This is a genomic window from Rothia sp. HMSC075F09, from assembly GCF_001810515.1.
Lineage (GTDB): Bacteria > Actinomycetota > Actinomycetes > Actinomycetales > Micrococcaceae > Rothia.
Window position 1 is genome coordinate 251,919 of sequence record NZ_KV801798.1, and the last position, 20,339, is coordinate 272,257.

Here is a 20,339-nt window from a genome sequence, read left to right on the forward strand (position 1 = left end):
CTGAGCGCGCGGGCGCTCGCCGGGTGGCGCGGCGCAGTTGAGCGGCACCGGGCGCCTCGTGGTGTGAAGAATGAAGACATCATTATCCCATCTACAAAAAACTGTACGGTGAGTGAAGCGAGCGAGTAGACGAAGCAAGTGAAGAAGTTGAGCGGATAAAGCGTGAGAAGAAAAACCTCGAACAGGGGAGAAGAAGCCCCGTAAAGCCCGGTGTCGGGCACAAGAACTCGCAGAGGCAGGGAAGAAAAACAGAAGCAACACCGGTGGGCTGAAAAGCCGAACTATGTCGAGCATTCCAGCCCACCGGTTACCACGACCGCGCTACCTGAGGTGGCTGCCGCCGTGCTCCAAACGGTAGAGCATCAACGCCAAATCACCAGCGGAAACGAAAGACCTATCAAAGTCCTCATAAGCGTATTCCCCGTCAATGCGGTAACCCCACATGCGGTGATCAACAGCCCACTGAGCCTCACGCCAGAAAGCGCTACCCTGACGAACCTTATGCTGCCAGCCGCTAGCACTCCGGGGTGCGTCATTATTGCCCGGCAGGCTACTGTTCTTCGGCAGCGAGGCAGAGGTCGGTGCCTTCGGAATGGCCTGACCCATCGCCTTCTGATACCTGTACAGGAACGCCACCGTCGACGGGGCCGAAAGCTTCACCTCCGGGTGGAACTTGCCATCCGCCCAGCCGAAGGTAATGCCCTTCTGACGAGCCCAAATGTACGCGGCGTAGTCCGGGTCGCTTGTTGCCACATCCGCGTACGGGCTAAAAGCAGGCAGCTCAACCTTCGGGGAACCCGCCAGACGGTACAGCGACACCGTCACATCGTGGCGCGTCATACCGCTATGCCAGGACATCGGCGAAGGATTAGGCAAAATATCACGATCAGCAAACCACTGCTCAGCCGCCTGCAACTCATCCTCACGCGTCAGCTTCAGAGGAATATCCTCGACAGCAAGCTGCTCCACCGACTCGCCGGCACCATCCTTACCGGGGGTGACCTTCTCCAAGACCAGACGATAAGTGCCCGAATAGCTCAGCGGCTGAGCGATCGTCAGATTCAGCTCCGCCCTGCCGTCCTTGATGAGGTCAGCCGGGATTGCCTGCTGGAACACCGTCTGACCGGTCAAACGCCCCTGCTCATCAACATGCTGCACCGAGAGGCGGTACGATCCTTCACCCGGATCAGAAAGCCCGGTAGCGCGCGCCGTAAACAAGTTCGTCTGCGCATAAGGGCTCAGGCCCACCGACCCAAGGTGCAGCGTGGGCCCCGCAGAGTCCTGCTCGGGAGAATGCACCGGAAGGAACTCCGCAACATCATTCAGCATAGAACCCGGAGAATCTTCCATGCCGGGGTAAGGCACCCCGTTCCCATACATACCAATAAAGTAGAGCTTGCCCGGCTTCAACGTACCCGCAGGAATCTTCAGCTCCGCACTGAAATAGTTATTGCGGAACCACCTGGTGTTAACCCCGTAGTACGTGTAGTCATCCCGCTGAGTGAACACAGGCTCACCCACCATCTTTCCCGTTGCAGGGTCAGCCTCATAGATAGCGATGACCGGCCAATCATTACCAACCATTTCACTAGCCTGGGAGAGGATATGGCGTCCCTCAACCCGCAGCGTCGTATCCTTCCACGGGTTATCGATAGCGGACTGACTGAAGGTGTAGGTTCCACGGGTCGGCTGCGCTTCCTGAACCACATCAATATGGGCGCGGGCATACAAACGGTTCGACCTACTCGAAGGTTCCGGCTCAGTTTCATCCGACGGGTAGTACGTCATCACCACATCGAAGAGCTCACCGTCGGCAGCCTCAACGTACTGCGGGGGAACCTTAAACGTGTAGGTGAGGCTACCGTCCGGGTTCTCCCGCACCTGATGCACCAAATCCTTGAGCATTCCGCCGTACTCGTCGAGAGGCTCATAACTATTGTGCTCCGCATACACGTACACCGACCCGCGCTGCACCAGAGCCAGCTCGTAGAAAGTGTACTTCTTACGGAACTCGGGGCTCAACGGGGAAGTCGTCACCGACACCGTACCGCCCTGAGAAATATTGAGGGTTCCCGAAGTCACCTTCAACTCAACATTCCCCGGGTTCTCCGAATCAACAGCATCAGCGGCAAGAGGCGCCATCGGAAGCTGCGCGCTCACCGTGAACTTATGGCTACCGTACGAATACTGAGAGTCCGAGAACACCACACGCACTTCAGCCATCGAACCGCGAGAAGAAGGCCTATTGTAGGAATCACCATGAGCCTTATACTCAACCTCCACGGTCAGAGTGCCGTCAGCATTGCGGGTTACCAGCTCGTCACGCTTATAGTATTGACCCGCTACATCATTCCTCGCAAAATATCCCTGCTCACCAGAGGTAGCGTTATAAATCGACACAGAGTCAATGTAGTACCCCAGGTCAACCTCGGGTGAAATATTAGAAATAGTCACCTTATAGACGCGGTCCTGACCGGGATCAAAATCCTGCGCAGCAACAGATACCTTCGGCAGGGTATTCCTGAACGAATTATCCTGATACGCCATGCGCGCAGGGTTATTGCCCACCGGAACGAAGGGGAACTTACGCGTCAGCTTATTCCACCCGTGGGTTTCTACACCGGAAACACCCAGGGAATATCCCTTACCGGACTTCAGAACTCCCGCGGGGATAGTGACCTTTTTCTGGAAATAGCCGTTAGGAATCAGGCCCTTGAAAATGCGCTGATTCTCTTCCGTATCCGGTGCCTTCAGTTCACCAAGCGAAGCCACATTATCGTTCGTGACCTTTCCCTGCTCATCATGCTCGGACAAGGTGAACTTCACGGAGCTGACATCCTGAAAACCGGTACCCGTCAACGTCACCTCAATCGGCTGACCGGAAGCAATCTGCTCCTCAGAAATAGCCGAAACATCATAGGTGATGGAGGGAAGGACAGCCTTCGGGAGGTTGAACTCCACCGGCAGCGCCGTACGGACGCGATCCTCAGTGTTCCACGCGTAAGGGTGCGCATCATCTACAGGGCGGTAGGTGAGAATGATCTCGTATTCCAGGTTTGCCGGTAGGCTATTCGCCGGAACCGTCAGGTCAGCGCTGAAACTGCCGTCAGCAGCCGGTTTCGGGGCGTCAAAGACAAGGCCGCGGTGATCAAGCTTCTGGTAGGGGTTAGCGTAGGTCGAAGAGCCCTTCGGGGCAATCGTGAGGCTACGCAGCTCATGATGCGCCAAGAACTCGGGGCTCAGCCCGGTACCCTCCACGTGCACGGTACCGCCGTGAAGAATGTCGAGGGAACCGCTGGACACGCGCAGGGTCGGCAGGGAAGCATCCTGCTTATCACCTTGCACGGGAGTGTTCTGCGCAGGTTCGTTCTGCGCAGGTTTGTTCTGGGCAGGCGCGTTCTGCGCGGGTGTTTCTTGAGGCGCTGCCAGCGCCGCAGGAGTAAGACCTGCAAGCGGGCTCAAACCCAGCAACAGCGACAGGCTGAGCGCGCGGGCGCTCGCCGGGTGGCGCGGGGTATCAGAATGGTGCGGGGCACCTCGTGGGGCGAAAAATGAAGACATCATAATCCCATCTACAAAATTTATACGGTGATTGAAGTGAGTGAGTAGATGAAGTGAGTGAAGAAGTTGAGCGGATAGATTCTGAAAAGCCAGGCTAGGGGAGACCCGTAAAGCCTGGTGTCAGGCAAGAGAGATCGCTGGTGAGAGGGCAACCGAGGCGGCACCGGCGGGCTGAAAAGCCGAACTACGTCGAGCATCCCAGCCCACCGGTTACCCCCTCACCGCGACCGGGCGTTACCTGAGGTGGCTGCCTCCGTGCTCCATACGGTACAGCATCACAGCCACCTGACGGTACGACATCTTGAAGCCGTCAAAGCTCTCATAGAAGTAACCTTGATCAGGCATGTAACCCCAGATACGTTGCTCAATAGCCCAGCGAGACTCACGTGAAAAAGCAGTCTCCGGGCTGATCCAGAGCCGCCAATGAGAGCTAAGCGGGAAATGCTTCTGTTTCTTCGGGTTAGAGTCCGGTAGTGAAGGAGACGTCGGTAAGCTTGGCGACGCCTCCCCCTGGGATCGCTGATACCTGTAGAGGAACGCAGCCGTGGAACGGTCCGAAAGCGGCTCATTCGGGTGGAAGCGACCATCAACCCAGCCGAACGTAATACCCCGCTGACGAGCCCAAATAATCGCGGTATAGTCAGGGTCATCCGGCGTAATATCCGTGTAAGGGCTGACTGCAGGAAGCTCAACCTGCGGCGCACCCGCTAACCGGTACAGTGCCACCGTCACAGAACGGCGGTTCACTGATTCCCAATCGCGATCAGTGGGGTAGCCTGGCAGAATTTGACGGTTCACAATCCATTTCCTGGCAGCCTCCATTTCCCGTTCCTGACTGATATCCAAGTCCAGATCTTTGGAAGCAACCTGCTCAACCGAATCGACAGCGTCACCCTGATTTGGGGTTACCTTCTCCACAAAGAGCCTATAGGCCACCTCAAAATTCAGGGCATAGCCGGGAAGAGAAAGCGTCTGCGCCGTACGACCCTTCTGAATGCTCTCGGCAGGAATCACTTTCTCCCAAGACTTCTGCCCGGTCGGACGGCCATGATCATCAATCGGCTGCAAGGAGAAACGGTAGTAGCCCTTGGTCAGCGGCGGCAGACCCAAAACAGTCACCTTCAAAGTATTATTCTCGCGATAAGGGCTCATCTTATCTCCCGAGACGTAGATGCTGGTGGGAGCTGCATCTTGCTCCGGGGTACCTACCGGGATGAAATCTGCCACATCGGTCATCCATGCACCAGGGTATTCCTCGGAACCCGGGCCAGGATAACCACCGCCGTAGAAACCAATCCTGTACAGCCTGCCCGCTTTGAGAGTACCCCCGGGAATCGTGATAGCCGTACTGAAATGGTCGTTCAAGAAACTATCACAGTACTGATTGCACCTGGTGTAATTCAGATTCTGCATAAACACAGGCGAACCAATACCCTGCCCGGTCACCGGATCAACCTCATAGAGGGTCAGGACCGCCGGGCCTTCAGGACCCCAAAAGGTGCTTTTCGAGAGGATATGGAAACCCTCAACCGTCAGGGTTGTATCCTCTTCCGGGTGCTCGATAGAAGATGAACTGAAAAGGTAGGTGGTCTTCGTAGGTTTAGCGTCCTGCACCACATCGGTAGGAGTGCGGACTACCCGGCGATTCGACCACGTCAACGGATCCGGCGCATACTCATTCGACGGGTAATACGTCAGTACCGTATCGAAGAGAGTCCCCTCTTTAGCCTCAACAATATGGGCGGGAACAACGAGCGTGAAAGTGAGGCTGCCATCCGGGTTCTCTCGCACATTACCCTGCTGCTTGAGGTCCTCGACCATCCCACCGTACTGAGTGAGGGGAACATAATTATGATGCCCGACATGGACGTACGTGGAACCACGTTCCACCAACGCGAGCTCGTGGAACGTGTACTTCTGCCTAAACTCGGCGCTCAACGGAGAGGTTGTCACCGACACGATACCGCCCTGAGAAATGTTGAGGGGGCCTGTCGTGACCTTCAAATCAATGTTCTCCAGCTCAGAGGCGGGATCGCCACCCTGCACTTGAGGCATCTGACGGGCCGGTGTTTCTTGAGTAGTTGCCTGCTGCGTGTTCACAGGGGAGGCGGGCGCCGGCTGGGCCGCCACCGGCGTCAAAGCCAACAGCGGAGACACGCCCAACAGCTGAGTCAAACCCAACGCCAGGGAAGCGCCCGCAACTTTTCGGCGTGCGCCACGGGCAGGCTTAAAGAATGAGGACATCATTATCCAATCTGAATTTTCTGCATGAATGAGGGTGAATGAGAAAAGAAGTTGAGAGGATCAATGAGTGACAGTCCACCGCGCTGAGCCTACGCCAAATCCACATCGTGGAGGACCCGTAGCGGCGGCATGCTGAAGTGCAATTTCAGCCTACCAACCCGCGTCTTAGACATTCAATGAAAACACGAGAAAAACATTCCAATAAGAGTTATAAGACAAAAAATTCGAAAATTACGCCCCCGGTTTTATACAAAGCCCGACCCCCAAAAAGACCACACAATAGAGAGACAAAAATGGAAGCATCACCAGCACTAAAAACCGCACCCAGCAGCGCCTGCACCAGAAAACGGGCACACGAAAAAAAGGGGCATACAAAAAGGGGCGGTGAGAGAAAAACTCTCGCCGCCCCTTCTATAGGCCATAGGCCACTATCTTCAGCTGCTGTTCTCAGAGATCAACCCAAGCTAAAACATGTAGGTTAACCGCCCGGTTCACGGCACCTGCCAAATCTTAAGCATCGATATAAGGGCTACTGGGGATGTCAATCATGTCCAGCATTGACAGGACACGAGCCAGCTCCTCGCGGGTAGCAATCTTGGTCGGACGGAAATCCTTGCTCTTATTGTGAAAGCTCGTATCAATATTCACCGACGAGTGCAGCCACACCGACTCGGTGTAGAACGGGGCACCCGGCTTCATGTCCTGCGGGGTAGTGGGACGGAACCACGAAGGACGACGGCCGGGGGTAAGCATAAAGTAACGGTAGAAGAACGCTGCCATCGTAGCGCGGCTAGCCACCGCCTCCGGGTGCATCTTACCGTCAGACCAACCCGAGGTCAGACCATTCTGGTATGCCCAAATGTATGCCGGGTAACGCTCATCCTTCGGGGACACATCCGGGAACGGGGAACGCGCCGGAAGCTTAACCTTCGGCGAGCGGGCGCCTCGGTAGATTGCATCCATCAGATCGCTGCGGGTCACCGCACGCTTAGGGTAGAAGCAACGTTCCTTATCGAGTAGCAAAACCTTTGCCTTACATGACCTGTAGATATCGGGAGCGTACTCGCCATCCATATCAATATCCACAATGAAAGGTGCCCACGCAAACTCAGTGTTAATCGTCGGGCGAACCTCAATAGTACGCAGGATGGTGTACTGCTCACGGCGCGGACGAAGAGACAAGCGAATCCCGTAGTCCGCCTTCGGGCCACCAGTGACCTCGCGAGAAATGACGTGGTGCCTCACGTAGGGGTCATTCTCGATGCGCTTCTTCGGCTCAAGAGCGAAGAAGTAGAACTGCGTGAAGCCCTTCTCCTTGGTGTAGTAGCCAGCCTCAATGTATGGGGTGTACAGGCCAGTATCAAGCACAGCCTGCAGGCCTGTAATCTCGTAGCTGAGGTTGAAGCCGCTAATATCAAACGACGCCTCGGTAATCTTGAACGTCAGCGGGGTGGTCATAACGTCCAAGGTGGCAGCCTGGGCGCTCTGCTCGCCGGCATGGTGCGCACCCAAAGCGCCAGCGACTGTTAGTGCTGCCGCACCCTTAAAAAGGGCGCGACGAGAGGAAAAAGTAGACATATCATTGTCCCATCGATGTGTTTCTGAGTGGTTACTTCTACGCTAGCAAACCAATAACCATTGGTTAAGCCTCTAGTCGTTTGCTATGCGTACGCGGCGTGACGTGTTTCCATGTGTGCTGAGTTGAGAATGTGAATGCTAGTGAGTGATGTACCCGCCACCAATGGCGAGACGTTTAATACTATAAGCACTTCTGTGCACAAAAAGAAGGCGGATAGATAGACACTACCCGTCTTCTGCCCCGCAAAAACCTACCCGCTTAATGTGGGGAAATGTGGTTTTACAGGGGGAAATACAGACTTAAGCCCCTAGAAAAATAGTTAAAAAATTTTCAATATGATGCAAAAAATAGGCGAAAACAAATAGTTGGGCGACCTACTGCTCATGTACCAGCAACGTCAAAACGCCTGCCTTACGCGCCGTCGGCAGGGTGCACTCCACCGACCAGTCCGCGCTGATCGCCTCCAAAAATTCGGCAATACCAGCCGTAGAACCATCAATAGGACGAGCCGCCAAACCCGACTGAATCAGGTAGCGCGCAAACAAGCCACGATAATGCTTCGCCATATGCGAGACGACCTTACGCGACCCATCAGCCGCCACACGCTCCACGCGAACCGCCAGAGTCTGCGACGGGGGAGTCACCCACGACTTCGCGTACGCTGCAGAGCGGCAATCCAGAATCAGCTGGTCCTTCGCGGTTGCCTCCAGTGCGGTACCCAACGCACCCTTCCAGAAGGATGCAAGCGCACCCACCGAACCCAGCTTCACGCCCATCGACAGGCGGTAGGCGGGAATTGCGTCCTCGGGGCGCAGAATACCCCACAGCGCCGAAGAAATCAGCAACGACCAGTGCGCGGCATCGCGTTCGGCGGGGGAGAAGCTCGCATAATCCAGCGCCTCAAAGAGCACACCCGTGTAGGTGCGGATCGCGGGCTGTGCAGGTTCGGTCAGCAGGCGCGTATTGCGTTCCACCTCTGCTGCGAGGGAAGCACCCACCTTGAGCTCCGTGAGAGCATCGGGGCCCGAGCTAACCGTTGCCAGCTCCTCCAGGACGCTCTCACGCTCGGCGGTCAGTTCGGGGAACGAGAGGTCAGCAAAGCATACGGGTGCGTTGCCTGCGGGGGCGGGAGTTTTACCTTCGGACGGGGGAAGAAGAATCAGCATCTCTCCAGTGTACCCGCGAGACGCAGGGCTGCTACGAGGTGCAGGGCTGCTACGAGGCGCAGTGTAGTTGTGCGAGACGACAGCGCGCCCGCGAGGCCGCTAATGCGCCTCCGTGTACCCCTAAGCACCCGCGAGGGAACCCGGAACATAGCCACCTCCAAGGGTGTGCGTATAATGGGTTGGGTGAAACGGGCCGTCTGGGCAATCGCGAGGAACACGTGCTTCGAGGAAAGTCCGGGCTCCACAGCACAGGATGGTGGATAACATCCACTCGGGGTAACCCGCAGGCCAGTGCCACAGAAAGTAAACCGCCGCGGTTCGCCGCGGTAAGGGTGAAAGGGTGGTGTAAGAGACCACCAGCGGGCGCGGTGACGTGCCCGGCTAGGTAAACCCCATTCGGAGCAAGGTCAAACAGAATACGCCATGGTAGGGTAGTGCGCCCGATCCCCGTCAGCTTCCTTTACGGAGGTGGGGTGCGTATTCGGGTAGGCTGCTTGAGACGTGCGGCAACGTACGTTCTAGATAGATGATTGCCTCGAAACGCCCCTTCGGGCGGCGTTTTAGACAGAACCCGGCTCATAGGATGACCCGTTTCACGCTACCGTTGGCTGATGGAAAACATCATCAGTTGATGGGAAAACGAAGACCGCGAATGCGCTTGAGAGTGCATTCGCGGTCTTCGTTTATGCTCTGTCTAAGAGTCCTCTACCGAAAAGCTGGAGAGGCTCTGATTGAGTGAGTCAGCGATTAGTGGCCGAACGGATCCGGATCCACGCCGGGCATCCACGAGTTACCGTCGACGGTCCAGCCTTCCTTCTTCACGACCTTCTTCATCTTGCTGGTCCACTTCTTGTTCAGGCGGTTCACGTACAGCTTGCCGTCCAGGTGGTCGGTTTCGTGCTGCATGCAGCGTGCGAACCAGCCGGTCGCCTCAAAGTGGACGGGGTTGCCGTGCTCGTCAAGACCGTTCACGGTCACCCACTCGGCGCGCTTGAGGGGGAAGCCGTAACCGGGGAAGGACAGGCAGCCCTCTTCCTCCTCGTACGGGTCCGGGTCAGCGGTAGAAATCTTGCCCAGGGTCAGTACCGGGTTGATGATGCAGCCGCGCGGGGGAACGCCGTCCTCATTCTCCATCTTGTAGGTGAAGATGCGCAGGCCCACACCAATCTGCGGTGCCGCCAGGCCCACACCGTTGGATGCGTCCATGGTCTCGTACATGTCAGCCACGAGCTCCTTGAGCTCATCATTAAACTCGGTGACGGGTGCCGCGGGGCGGTGCAGAACGGGGTTGCCGTGAATAACGATGGGGCGAATAGCCACGGAATTATCCTTTGCTTGTGTTGAACGGGAACTGTTGAGTGGGAACTTGCCGGGTACACCGTGTGCGGGTGAACCGGATTGAGGGTAAGCGAAAGGGTCGTTACGGATAACCATAACGACCCTTTCTATCGGGGTGATCGACGGGGGTTGAACCCGCGACCTCCTGGACCACAACCAGGCGCTCTGCCAACTGAGCTACGACCACCATGTGCTTCGCTTGGTTTCCCTTGCGATATGCAACGGATACTACTGTACAGGAGATTCAGAAACCTGCCAAGTTGAAAAGCCGTGATGCTCGTTACATGCTGTGCTTACGCCTCGGACGCCTCTGCCGCCTCAGAAGCGGATGCCTCAGCCTCGCGCTCAGCCGACTCGCGTGCGGCACGCTCCGCCTCCACCTCACGCGCAATCTGCGCCGAAGCAATTGCATCCGGGCCCTGCGGCACAAAAATGGCGCGGCGGTAATACTTCAACTCATCAATCGAATCCTTGATATCGCCCAGCGCGCGGTGGTTACCGGTCTTCGCCGGGGCACTATGACGAGCCGCCGGATACCAGCGCGCCGCCAGCTCCTTAATGGTCGACACATCAATCACACGGTAGTGAAGGTGCGCCATGACCTCGGGCATGTAGCGCTCCAAGAAACGCTTATCCATGCCCACCGAGTTGCCGCCCAGCTGCGCCTTGCCCGCCACCGGAACATACTTCTTGATGTAACGAAGCACCTGCTCCTGCGCGTAATCCATCGACACACCGTGCTCAATATCGGGCAGCAGACCCGACGCCTCATGCATCGAACGCACAAAATCATTCATGTTCTCCAGCGCACCGGCAGGAGACTCATCACCGGGCTTAATGACGAACTCAACGCCAGAACCCAGAATGTTCAAATCGGCATCCGTGACCAGAACACCCACCTCGACGAGAGCATCATTCTCCACGTCCAAGCCGGTCATCTCGCAGTCAATCCATACAATACGTTCACTAGAAATACTCACCCTCCCACTCTACCCCCAAACGTCGCCGACCAGCCTCCCCGCCTGTCATAAAAGCACACGCAGTATGCTCAGCCGACCAGAAATAGGGGAACGGATACGCCCACCGATGCGTCCGCCGCCCTGTCCGCTAGTTCTACCGCAACAGCGAATCCGCCGGGTGCTCAGAGCCGCTCGGGTATGATAAAAACCAGAACGACGATGCAGACAGAAAGGGAGTTATGCGCGCACCAAAGGAGCTAGCACACCGGCTCACCACCCCCGGCGCACACGACGCACCTCTCTCACCCAAACTCTTGGACTACGTCAATAACCACCGTCTGCGCACGGTGATTATCGGCACCATCGGCTCCATCATGGTCACCCTCGGCTCCTACGCCGTCGGCTGGCTCGCCGACAGCTCCAGCTTCTGGCGCTACGACATTATTCGAGCCATCCGATTCGAAGCCGCATGGGTCATCACCGGCATTATTCTGCTCGCCCTCGGCGCTATGATTATGTGCCGCGAATGGCTGCGCATCTACCAGAAGATGGGCGACTGGAACGAACCCAACACCATGCGGTGGATGATTGCGGTCACCGTCAGCTGGTCCCTGCCGCAGGTCTTCGCGTTCACCATCTACAGCCGCGACATGTTCTCCTACTACGGTCAGGGCATGGTCATGGCGCACGGCCTCAACCCGTACAAGCACGGTGTCTCCGAAATCTCGAACTTCATGCAGAACGGTGCGGACCCCATGTGGGCGGAATCCCCGCCCCCGTACGGACCGGTCTCCCTCAAGCTCGAAGAGTGGATTGTGCGCCTGGCGGGGGAGAACATCGACCTCTCCCTCTTCTACTTCCGCCTGCTCTCCGTGCTCGCGGTCATCGGCATCCTCTTCTACGTAGCAAAACTTGCCAAGGCACACGGCTTCAACCAGGTCCGCGCCCTCTGGCAGATCGGCCCGAACCCTCTGTTCATCGCATCGTTCATCGCCAGCGGCCACAACGACTCGCTCATGACCATGTTCATGCTCGGTGGCCTCTACTACGCTAAGCGCTACCGCGACACCTGGTGGGGTGGCCCGCTCGGTGTGACCTTCGTAGCCCTCGGCGTTGCCGTCAAGCCGCTCGCCCTCGTGGTGCTGCCCTTCGTGGGTCTGCTCTGGGCGGGTAAGAACGCCTCCTGGCCGCGCAAGTTCATCTTCTGGGCGCTCTCCGGTGTGCTGCTGCTTGCCGAAATGGCGCTCATGGGCTGGGTGACCGGACTGGAATTCGGTTGGATTAAGGCACTGTCCACCACCGGCGGCCAGTACATCTGGTACACCCCCTTCGGCCTGGTCATCGGTGCCGCCTCCCTGTTCGTTCAGGGCGACGCCTTCGAGGTCATCCGCAAGCTCATCGAGACCGTCGGCAAGGGCATCGGCATGCTCGGCGCGGTAGCAATGGCATTCGTTGGACGCGACCGCAACATCGTGCGCCACGCTGGCCTCGCCATCCTGTTCATGCTCCTGTGCAGCCCCATGATTCAGCCCTGGTACCTGCTCTGGGCAATCCCGATGCTCGCCGCAACCGGCCTGCGCTCGCACTTCCAGCTCATGTGGTACTTCATCACCACGCTGTTCTTCATGGCGTACGGTGTGAGCGACCAGCTGAACGTCTCTCCCTACCTGCGCGATTTCAACCAGGACATGGGCCGACTCATCGCGACCGTCATCTGCCTGGGCTACATCATCTACCTGGTCGCCCTCGACCCGGCAACCCGCCGCCTGGTGTACGTGAGCCTGCACCCCACGCAGATTCGCCGCACCACCATCCGCCTGTGGTGGCAGCTGTTCCCCGGCGCATCAAGCCGCCGTGCACGCCGCCGCGAGGTGAAGAAGGCAGAACGGGAAGCCGCCAAGGTAGGTTCCTAGCGCGAACTCCTAGTTCGCCAGCCTGGCTTAGCTCAGTGGAACAGCCCCGCGTGAGATGCGCTGTGCATGAGAAGCATAAATTCTCATGTACCCTAGAGGAAGGCCTCAGTAGCTCAGAGGATAGAGCAGGAGCCTTCTAATCTCTTGGTCGGGGGTTCGATTCCCTCCTGGGGCGCCACATAAGAAAGCCGCCTCGCACCCAAAACTCAGGGTGCGAGGCGGTTTTCTTTATGCTTTGACGTTTGTGTGCCGCCGTATGTAAGGAGGCGGTGCCGGGAGGCTACTTCTTGGTCGGGACTATTTCTTCTTAGTAGGGTTCGTGTCCTTGCAGGAGTTGAGCACGCGCTCCATGACCTTCTTCTCGTCCGCGGTCACCCACAGCTTGTACTTCGCCTTCACGTGCACCTGGCGTGCCACGTAGGTGCAGCGGTAGGCGGTGTTGCTCGGCAGCCAGTCGGCGGCGTCCGCATCGGACTTCTGCTGGTTCGCCGGGCCGTCTGCAGCGAGCAGGTTCTCCGGGTCGTTCGCCAGCTGGCGGCGCTGCTCTGCGGTCAGATCCTGCGCGCCGGTCTGCCATGCGTTCGAAAGGGCCACCACGTGGTCAATCTGCACGGCCGAGGAGGTCTTCTTGCCGCGCTTGAACTCGATGGTCTTGCCGGTGTACGGGTCATCCAGCGTGCCGCTAATTACGGTGCATGCGTGGGTCCTGACCTTGAAACGAAGATTGGTCAGGTCGCGGCGCAGAATGTCGTCGCGAGTGTTGCACTTGTTACCGTCAACGTCATCCCAGGCGGGGCCGAACTGTTCACGAGAGTAGCCAGCCTTCGACGCGCGTTCCTTCACCTGCAGGGATGCCAGCTCGCTCTTCGCGGTCGCCAGATCCGGTGCGAGCGCGGTCGCGGGGTCAACTGCCTTGTACGGGTTCTTGACCTCAGCGAGGGTTTCCGTGGCAACGGTGGTTTCTTCCTCGTCGGTGGCGGAGGTCGTCGCATCCGAACCGAGCAGGCCGTCCACACCGTTCTTACTCACGTAGACCAGGCCAATAATCAGCACAATCACGGCAAGCACGGCGAGTAGACCGTATATGAGGCGCTTCTTCTGCGGGTCCATCGAATCGGGCAGCTTGGGTAGGTTGCGCTGTAGCTGCTGAAGTTCCTGCAGGGAGGGCAGGTTGTTGTTCGCGGGCTTTTTGCTCACGGATTCTCCAAGGCGGGTAGATGGGATGCGGCTGAGTGCACCGCATCAACAAGGATAGAGGGCGCGGGGCTGAAATAGTGAACTTGAGGGCAAAAATAGCCGCCCCGATGCTGAGATACCTGTCACGATGCCGGATGGGGTGGGGTTTTGTGGAGGTAGCTTTGGGGTCGCGGGCGTGATGCCGGCGGGGGAGTGGTCGTCATATTTCTGCAGGGAGTGTGTTGCTCGCGGGCAAATTTTGAAAAAACGGGGTGAAAAGTTCAAAAACTTTATCCACAGGCGGTGCCCAAAACCGTAAAACGCGAGGTTATCCACAGAAGCGGTAATCACCGGGTGCAGGGATAGCTCAGCCCTGGCAGGGTGGAAGAACCCACCCACTAGTTTCTAAGGAGAAACCATGAGCGACACCATCCTGATCCGCGGATTTACCGCCTCCGACCCGGCACTGAGCACCCTGCCCAACGGGGTGCCCGTCGTGAACTTTCGCCTCGCCAGCACCCCGCGCTGGCAGGACGCCACCGGCACCTGGAAAGAAGGCACCACCAACTGGTACACCGTGAAAGCCTACCGCCGCCTCGCCCAGAACATTGCCACCTCCATTGAGAAGGGGCAGCCGCTGGTCGTGAGTGGCCGCCAGCGCATTAGCCGCTGGAACCGCGAAGACGGCACGCAGGGCACTACCGTAGAGGTGGATGCCCTCGGCATCGGTCACGACCTGAACTACGGTACGAGCACCTTCGCCCGCACCGTGGAGAAGCGCACAGTCAACGAGGGATCCATGCAGGGTGCGCCTCAGCAGGACGCAACGCAGCAGAGTATGCCGCACTCGGGCGCGCCGTTGCAGGAGGCGCCTCAGTACACGCAGCAGTATGCTCCGGCGCAGAACGGTGCATCCCAGGGCGGGGGAGCGCAGAGTGACGAACCCCCCTTCTAAAAGTGCTCCCCGGATGCTTGCATAAACGCGGGTGCATTGGGATAATGGAGCATTGTGTTGACATCGGGCACGCCCCTGCCGCAGGGGGAAGAGCGACCAACGATGTCAACCTTCGGGCACCAATCCTGTCCGAAGCATGAAGTTTTCTGTCCCGCAGTGGGGCAGAGCAATCTGAGTCTATTTGACCTGCGGCAGATGACTCTGGAGATCTACAACTATGCAGACTCTTGACTTCCTCGACAAGAAGTCCCTCCGTGACGACGTCCCCGCATTCGGCCCCGGTGACACCCTGAACGTTCACGTTAAGATCGTTGAAGGTAAGAACCACCGTATCCAGGTCTTCAAGGGCTTCGTCGTTGGCCGCCAGGGTGCAGGCGTTCGCGAGACCTTCACCGTCCGCAAGGTTTCCTTCGGCGTTGGTGTTGAGCGTACCTTCCCGGTTCACTCTCCCTCCATCGAGAAGATCGAGCTGGTGACCCGCGGTGACGTCCGTCGTGCAAAGCTGTACTACATGCGCGACCGCCACGGTAAGGCTGCTCGTATCCGCGAGAAGCGCGAGTTCTAATCTTTATAGATACAGAATTCTGTTGCAAACCGCTCCCCAACCGCATTCCGCGGGAGAGGAGCGGTTTTTGCATATTCTGAGACCCCGCTTTCTGAGAACCTTGCCGCTCTCAGAAAATAAAAGCCCAAGAGCGCAAACACTCTCGATACAATAGCTAGGTACCGTTTCACTCGAGCTAGGTATCTCTCAAACGAAAGGCTCACTCCAGCATGGCAGACGATAAGAACACTGCGAACACCAGCCCCTTCCCTGAGGGATACCAGCCTCAAAGCCGCCGCGAGCGCCGCGAAATGGAAGAATACTTCGCGCGCCTCGCCGCCGAAAAGGCAGCGGCAGAGAAGGCTGCTACCGAGCAGAGCGCCGCAGCAAAGAATACCGAGCACAAAGAAACCACCGATGAGGAGAGTGCTGCAGACGTGGAAACCACCAAAGACTTCTCCGAAATGACCCCTAGGGAACGCCGCAAGGCAAAGCGCGCCGAACAGGCGGAGCTGACCTACTCCCAGGCGCAGGAAGAAGGCCGCCTCGGCGAATGGCTCTGGGTGCAGGCACGCGAAGGCGGCACCGTCATCCTGTACGCGCTGGTCATCGCATTCCTGGTCAAGACCTTCCTGCTGCGCGGCTTCTACATTCCCTCCGGTTCCATGGAGCAGACCCTGCAGGTCAACGACCGCGTGTTCATTAACGTGGCGGGCTCCTACTTTAGCGAGCCCAAGCGCGGCGACGTCATCGTCTTCAAGGACTCTCAGGGCTGGATTCCCTCTACCCAGAAGACCAGCAGCCCGCTCAAGGATGCCCTGTCCTTCGCGGGTATTCTGCCGGATACTTCCTCGAACTTTCTGGTCAAGCGCGTTATCGGTACTCCCGGTGACGTGGTCGAAAGCGACGGCAACGGCAAAATCAAGGTCAACGGCGTAGAGATTACCGAACCGTACCTGTACCCGGGCAACCCGCCCTCGGAGGTCCCCTTCAAGGTGACCGTGCCCGCCGGCAAGTACTTCGTGATGGGCGACCACCGCAGCAACTCCGCTGACTCCCGCTACCACATTAGCGACGGCACCGCATTCATCTCCAAGGACGACGTGCAGGGCAACGTGTTCGTGGTGGCGTGGCCGCTGAACCACTTCGGTCTGCTGCAGGATCAGAGCTCGGTGTTCTCCTCGGTTCCCGAGCCGACCTCCACCCCGAGCGAGTAAGCGAGCTTGGGAATGATGGTGAGCGCTCAGAAGAGCGCAACGAAACCCGCTCAAGCTAAGCCCGTGAAAGCAACCCCGCCCGCCGCCGACCTCGAGTACGAGCAGCAGCTCTTCGCCTCCGGCGCCCGCACGGTTGCCGGAATCGACGAGGTGGGCCGCGGCTCCATGGCGGGCCCGGTCACCGTGGGCGTCGCAATCCTCACCCCGGACGCCACCCTCGAAGTGGGCGGGCTGATCGACTCCAAGGCGCTCTCACCGGCACGCCGCGAATCCATGGTTCCCGAAATCCGCCAGTGGTGCGCCGTGGCGGTCGGGCACGTGGAACCGGCAGACATTGACCGGCTCGGCATGACCCTCTCGCTGAGGCTTGCCGCCCAGCGTGCGCTCGCAGAGCTGGCGCGCCGCGGATACCGTGCCGACGCCGCCCTGTTGGACGGTAAGCACGACTGGTTCACCCCTCCGCAGGAAGACCTGTTCAGTGCGCTGGCACCGGACCCGGCGCAGGCACACTACAACGCACTGCTCGCCCAGGCGTGGGAAGGCGCAGGCGACCCCGCGCAGATGCCGGTGACCATGGTCATTAAGGGCGACTACAAGTGCGCCTCCATTGCCGCCGCATCGGTGGTAGCGAAGGTAGAACGTGATGAGCTGATGGTCCAGCTGGATACCCGCTATCCGGGGTACGGTTGGGCAAAGAACAAAGGCTACGGATCCGCCGCTCACCGCGAGGCGATTAGCGTGCAGGGCCCCAGCCTGCAGCATCGACTGTCATGGTCGCTTCCGGCGACCGCCGAGCAGATTGAGGCCGCCGCGGCACAGCGCGGCTAGGGCGCGTGGCACTCCTGAAAACCGCGCCTCGGAAGCTGGCGAAAACCTAACGTGCCACCGCTGAATCAGTACTAACCAGGAAAGGAAGAGCAGTGAGCGCAGAAGACCTCGAAAACTACGAGACCGACGCCCAAATGGCGCTCTACCGCGAATACAAAGACGTCATGTCGCTCTTTAGCTACGCGGTAGAAACCGACCGACGCTTCTACCTGGCAAACCAGGTGGACGTCACCCCGCACGTGCAGGACGGCACCCTCTACTTTGAGGTGAGCATGAGCGACGTGTGGGTGTGGGATGTATTCCGCTCCAACCGCTTTGTGAAGAAGGTGCACGCCTACTCGGTACGTGACGTGAACGTGGAGGAGCGCCTGCCCAACCAGGAGTTCACCGTGCCGGAAATGCCGGACTTTAACACCTAGCTCACGCCTGATTCACCGCATTGCCGGGGGAAGCAGGCGGCTGCTGAGCTACCGGGCGGCAGCGCTGGGTGATGAAACCGCGTGATGAAACTGCGTGATAAACCAGCACGAATATGACGCGGCGAATCGGCACTCGAGCGGTGTTTTTGAAAAATATGCCCCAAAATTTCAAATAAATGGCTGTGGATAACCTCTAATTCCTTCTGGGAACCGAGGTTATCCACAGTTTTTCGTTAACCGCGTTCGGGCACGCGCGCGGCGGGCACAGTAGAAGCACTACCGCTATCTACCGGGGGAGAGACCCATGACAACAGCCCGAATAACAGCCCGCGCCGCAACCCGAAGCGCACCCAACAGACCCCTGCTCCGCAGAACCTCGCCTCGCGCCCACAGCGTCGGTAGGTGGGGCGAGGAGCTGACCGCCCGCATCCTGGAGACGAACGGCTACCGGATTCTGGAGAGGAATTGGCGACCGCCCGCTGGACTGGAACACGAACAGATTCGCGGGGAGCTCGACCTGATCGCCATTGACCCCGAGGACGAACTGGTTTTCGTTGAGGTCAAGACCCGCAGCAGCGAAGACTTTGGGCACCCGTTCGCGTCCATTGACCGTGATAAGGCGCGCCGCACGCGCTCGCTGGCGATTCTCTGGTGCAGGCTGCGCGAGAACCTGGATTTTCCGCGCTTTCGCATCGACGCAATTGCGGTGACCGGAACTTGCGAAACCTTTACCTTCGAGCATCTGAAAGCGGTGGCGTAATGGGATTCGCACGCACCTATTCCGTGGCGCTCGTGGGCTTGCGCGGGCACATTGTTGACGTTGAGGCTGACATCTCACAGGGCCTGCCCGGCTTCGTGCTGCTGGGTCTGCCTGACACCGCCCTCAACGAGTCGAAAGAGCGTGTGCGCTCCGCAGCGAAAAACACCGGCATCACCCTCACTCAGCACCGGCTTACGGTGAACCTGACCCCGGCGACCCTGCCCAAGCGCGGCTCGGCGTTCGATCTAGCCATTGTGGTTGCGGCGCTGCAGGCGGAGAAGAAACTGCACCCCAGCGGCGATAGCGTCTTCCTGGGTGAGCTGGGCCTGGACGGAACGCTACGCCCCGTGCCGGGCATCCTGCCGGCAGTTAAAGCCGCCGTGGACGCCGGACACCACCGCGTGATTGTGCCCGCCGAAAACGCTGAGGAGGCGGCGCTCATTCCCGGCGCGCAGGTGAGCGGTTTCCGCTGCCTGGCTGAGGTTTTTGCCGCGCTCGGCGCGGAGAGTCAGAAGCTGACCTACCCGCCCGCCCCGCAGACGGAGGCGAGCGCACCGGTAGCGAAACCGACTGAAATTCCCTCCGATATGAGCGATGTTGCCGGTCAGTCACAGGGCCGTTTCGCCCTGGAAATTGCAGCTGCCGGCGGCCACCATATGCTGCTGACAGGCCCGCCCGGCTCGGGTAAAACCATGCTGGCGGAGCGCCTGCCGAGCATCCTGCCGACCCTCGATAATGATGCCGCGATGGAAGTGACCGCTATTCGTTCCCTCTGCTCGGCGGGGGAGCACCTGAGCGAGCTGGTGCGTCAGCCGCCCTTTGAGGCGCCGCATCATAGCGCCTCCGCGCCGGCGATTCTTGGTGGCGGTAGCGGCATTCCCCGCCCGGGCTGTGTGTCTAAAGCGCACCGCGGCGTGCTCTTTCTCGACGAGGCGCCGGAGTTCAAACGCACGGTGCTCGATTCGCTCCGTCAGCCCCTGGAGTCGGGGACCGTGACCTTGGATCGTTCGAGCGCGTCGGCGACCTATCCGGCGCGGTTTCAGCTGATCCTGGCGGCGAACCCGTGCCCCTGCGGCATGAACGTGGGCACCGGTACGGAGTGCACGTGCGCCCCGCGTGAGCGTCGCGCCTATTTTGGGCGGCTGTCCGGCCCGCTGGTGGACCGCATTGACGTGAATGTGACGGTTCCGAAGGTGTCGTCCACGGAGCTTGCGGGCGGTCAGGTGAACGAGAGTTCGGCGCAGATTCGTGAGCGCGTCATGGCGGCGCGACAGGCTCAGCGGGAGCGTCTGGAGCCGTACGGGTTGAAGACGAATGCGGAGATGAACGGCAAGATTTTGCGCGGTCCGTTGCGTCTGGATGCGAAGCTCACCGGCGAACTGAACGCCGCCGTGGACCGCGGAACGCTGACGGCTCGCGGCTACGACCGGGTGCTGCGTATCGCCTGGACTCTCGCCGATTTGGAGGGGGCCGCCTACCCGAGCCGGGAGCACCTGGATGTGGCGCTTTTTCTGCGGCAGCAGGGGCAATTGAAATAATGCGCCAGCTGAAATAGGGCCAGCTGACATAGCGTGCCGGTTTATAGAAGGAATCACTCACGAGAGGAGAAGAACGTCATGAGTGAGAAGAAGCTCAGAAAACGAGCTGAAGAGGCCGAATTGAAAGAAAATGGGCTGAGAG

At 58.9% G+C, this 20,339-nt stretch carries 15 protein-coding genes, 2 tRNA genes and 1 other RNA gene; 10 read left to right on the top strand and 8 right to left on the bottom strand.

Going from position 1 to position 20,339, the window contains the following annotated elements; genetic code table 11:
• Positions 1–321: 321 nt before the first annotated feature.
• From HMPREF2749_RS08430 to HMPREF2749_RS08445, 4 genes are all read right to left on the bottom strand, one after another.
• A complete protein-coding gene (locus HMPREF2749_RS08430) occupies positions 322–3,564 on the bottom strand; it encodes a siroheme synthase (RefSeq protein WP_070594070.1) in 3,243 nt (1,080 codons plus the stop codon).
• Between the two features lie 231 nt (positions 3,565–3,795).
• Positions 3,796–5,736, bottom strand: coding sequence for an S-layer homology domain-containing protein (locus HMPREF2749_RS08435; RefSeq protein ID WP_239663329.1), 1,941 nt, complete (start codon positions 5,734–5,736; stop codon positions 3,796–3,798).
• 579 nt (positions 5,737–6,315) lie between these two features.
• Entirely contained in the window at positions 6,316–7,383 is a 1,068-nt protein-coding gene (locus HMPREF2749_RS08440; protein WP_070594071.1) for an S-layer homology domain-containing protein, read from the bottom strand.
• Positions 7,384–7,758: 375 nt separating this feature from the next.
• Positions 7,759–8,550 (bottom strand): YaaA family protein, encoded by a 792-nt coding sequence (locus tag HMPREF2749_RS08445; RefSeq protein ID WP_049337715.1) that lies wholly within the window; start codon positions 8,548–8,550, stop codon positions 7,759–7,761.
• Positions 8,551–8,739: 189 nt separating this feature from the next.
• On the opposite strand from HMPREF2749_RS08445, the gene rnpB reads away from it, so the two are divergent.
• An RNA gene (gene rnpB / locus HMPREF2749_RS08450) (RNase P RNA component class A) lies at positions 8,740–9,145 on the top strand.
• Between the two features lie 152 nt (positions 9,146–9,297).
• Here the strand turns inward: rnpB and def are convergent.
• From def to orn, 3 genes are all read right to left on the bottom strand, one after another.
• Positions 9,298–9,870, bottom strand: a complete 573-nt coding sequence (gene def, locus HMPREF2749_RS08455) for a peptide deformylase (protein WP_049334074.1) — start codon at positions 9,868–9,870, stop codon at positions 9,298–9,300.
• Positions 9,871–10,002: 132 nt separating this feature from the next.
• Positions 10,003–10,075 (bottom strand) — tRNA-His (locus tag HMPREF2749_RS08460).
• Positions 10,076–10,181: 106 nt separating this feature from the next.
• Positions 10,182–10,868, bottom strand: coding sequence for an oligoribonuclease (orn, locus tag HMPREF2749_RS08465; RefSeq protein WP_070594072.1), 687 nt, complete (start codon positions 10,866–10,868; stop codon positions 10,182–10,184).
• A gap of 218 nt (positions 10,869–11,086) precedes the next feature.
• On the opposite strand from orn, the gene mptB reads away from it, so the two are divergent.
• Positions 11,087–12,760 (top strand): polyprenol phosphomannose-dependent alpha 1,6 mannosyltransferase MptB, encoded by a 1,674-nt coding sequence (gene mptB / locus HMPREF2749_RS08470; RefSeq protein WP_070594073.1) that lies wholly within the window; start codon positions 11,087–11,089, stop codon positions 12,758–12,760.
• Between the two features lie 102 nt (positions 12,761–12,862).
• A tRNA-Arg gene (locus tag HMPREF2749_RS08475) sits at positions 12,863–12,938 on the top strand.
• Between the two features lie 119 nt (positions 12,939–13,057).
• On the opposite strand, the gene HMPREF2749_RS08480 is transcribed toward HMPREF2749_RS08475, so the two are convergent.
• Positions 13,058–13,957: an HNH endonuclease family protein gene (locus HMPREF2749_RS08480; protein WP_070594075.1), complete on the bottom strand. Its 900-nt coding sequence runs from the start codon at positions 13,955–13,957 to the stop codon at positions 13,058–13,060.
• A 397-nt stretch (positions 13,958–14,354) separates the two neighbouring features.
• Between HMPREF2749_RS08480 and HMPREF2749_RS08485 the strand changes: the two genes are divergently transcribed.
• From HMPREF2749_RS08485 to HMPREF2749_RS08515, 7 genes are all read left to right on the top strand, one after another.
• Positions 14,355–14,891: a single-stranded DNA-binding protein gene (locus tag HMPREF2749_RS08485; RefSeq protein WP_070594077.1), complete on the top strand. Its 537-nt coding sequence runs from the start codon at positions 14,355–14,357 to the stop codon at positions 14,889–14,891.
• A gap of 217 nt (positions 14,892–15,108) precedes the next feature.
• On the top strand, positions 15,109–15,456 hold the full coding sequence (gene rplS / locus HMPREF2749_RS08490; protein WP_005506264.1) for a 50S ribosomal protein L19: 348 nt from the start codon (positions 15,109–15,111) through the stop codon (positions 15,454–15,456).
• Between the two features lie 209 nt (positions 15,457–15,665).
• Positions 15,666–16,652, top strand: a complete 987-nt coding sequence (lepB, locus tag HMPREF2749_RS08495) for a signal peptidase I (protein ID WP_070594079.1) — start codon at positions 15,666–15,668, stop codon at positions 16,650–16,652.
• A gap of 15 nt (positions 16,653–16,667) precedes the next feature.
• Positions 16,668–17,480 carry a ribonuclease HII gene (locus HMPREF2749_RS08500; protein ID WP_070506829.1) on the top strand — a complete coding sequence of 271 codons (813 nt, stop codon included), beginning with the start codon at positions 16,668–16,670 and terminating at the stop codon, positions 17,478–17,480.
• A gap of 92 nt (positions 17,481–17,572) precedes the next feature.
• Positions 17,573–17,899 (top strand): DUF2469 domain-containing protein, encoded by a 327-nt coding sequence (locus tag HMPREF2749_RS08505; RefSeq protein ID WP_049337707.1) that lies wholly within the window; start codon positions 17,573–17,575, stop codon positions 17,897–17,899.
• A gap of 304 nt (positions 17,900–18,203) precedes the next feature.
• Positions 18,204–18,659: a YraN family protein gene (locus tag HMPREF2749_RS08510; protein ID WP_012903656.1), complete on the top strand. Its 456-nt coding sequence runs from the start codon at positions 18,204–18,206 to the stop codon at positions 18,657–18,659.
• Positions 18,659–20,197 carry a YifB family Mg chelatase-like AAA ATPase gene (locus tag HMPREF2749_RS08515; RefSeq protein WP_049337706.1) on the top strand — a complete coding sequence of 513 codons (1,539 nt, stop codon included), beginning with the start codon at positions 18,659–18,661 and terminating at the stop codon, positions 20,195–20,197. Before HMPREF2749_RS08510 ends, HMPREF2749_RS08515 begins: the two co-directional genes overlap by 1 nt.
• Positions 20,198–20,339: the final 142 nt, after the last annotated feature.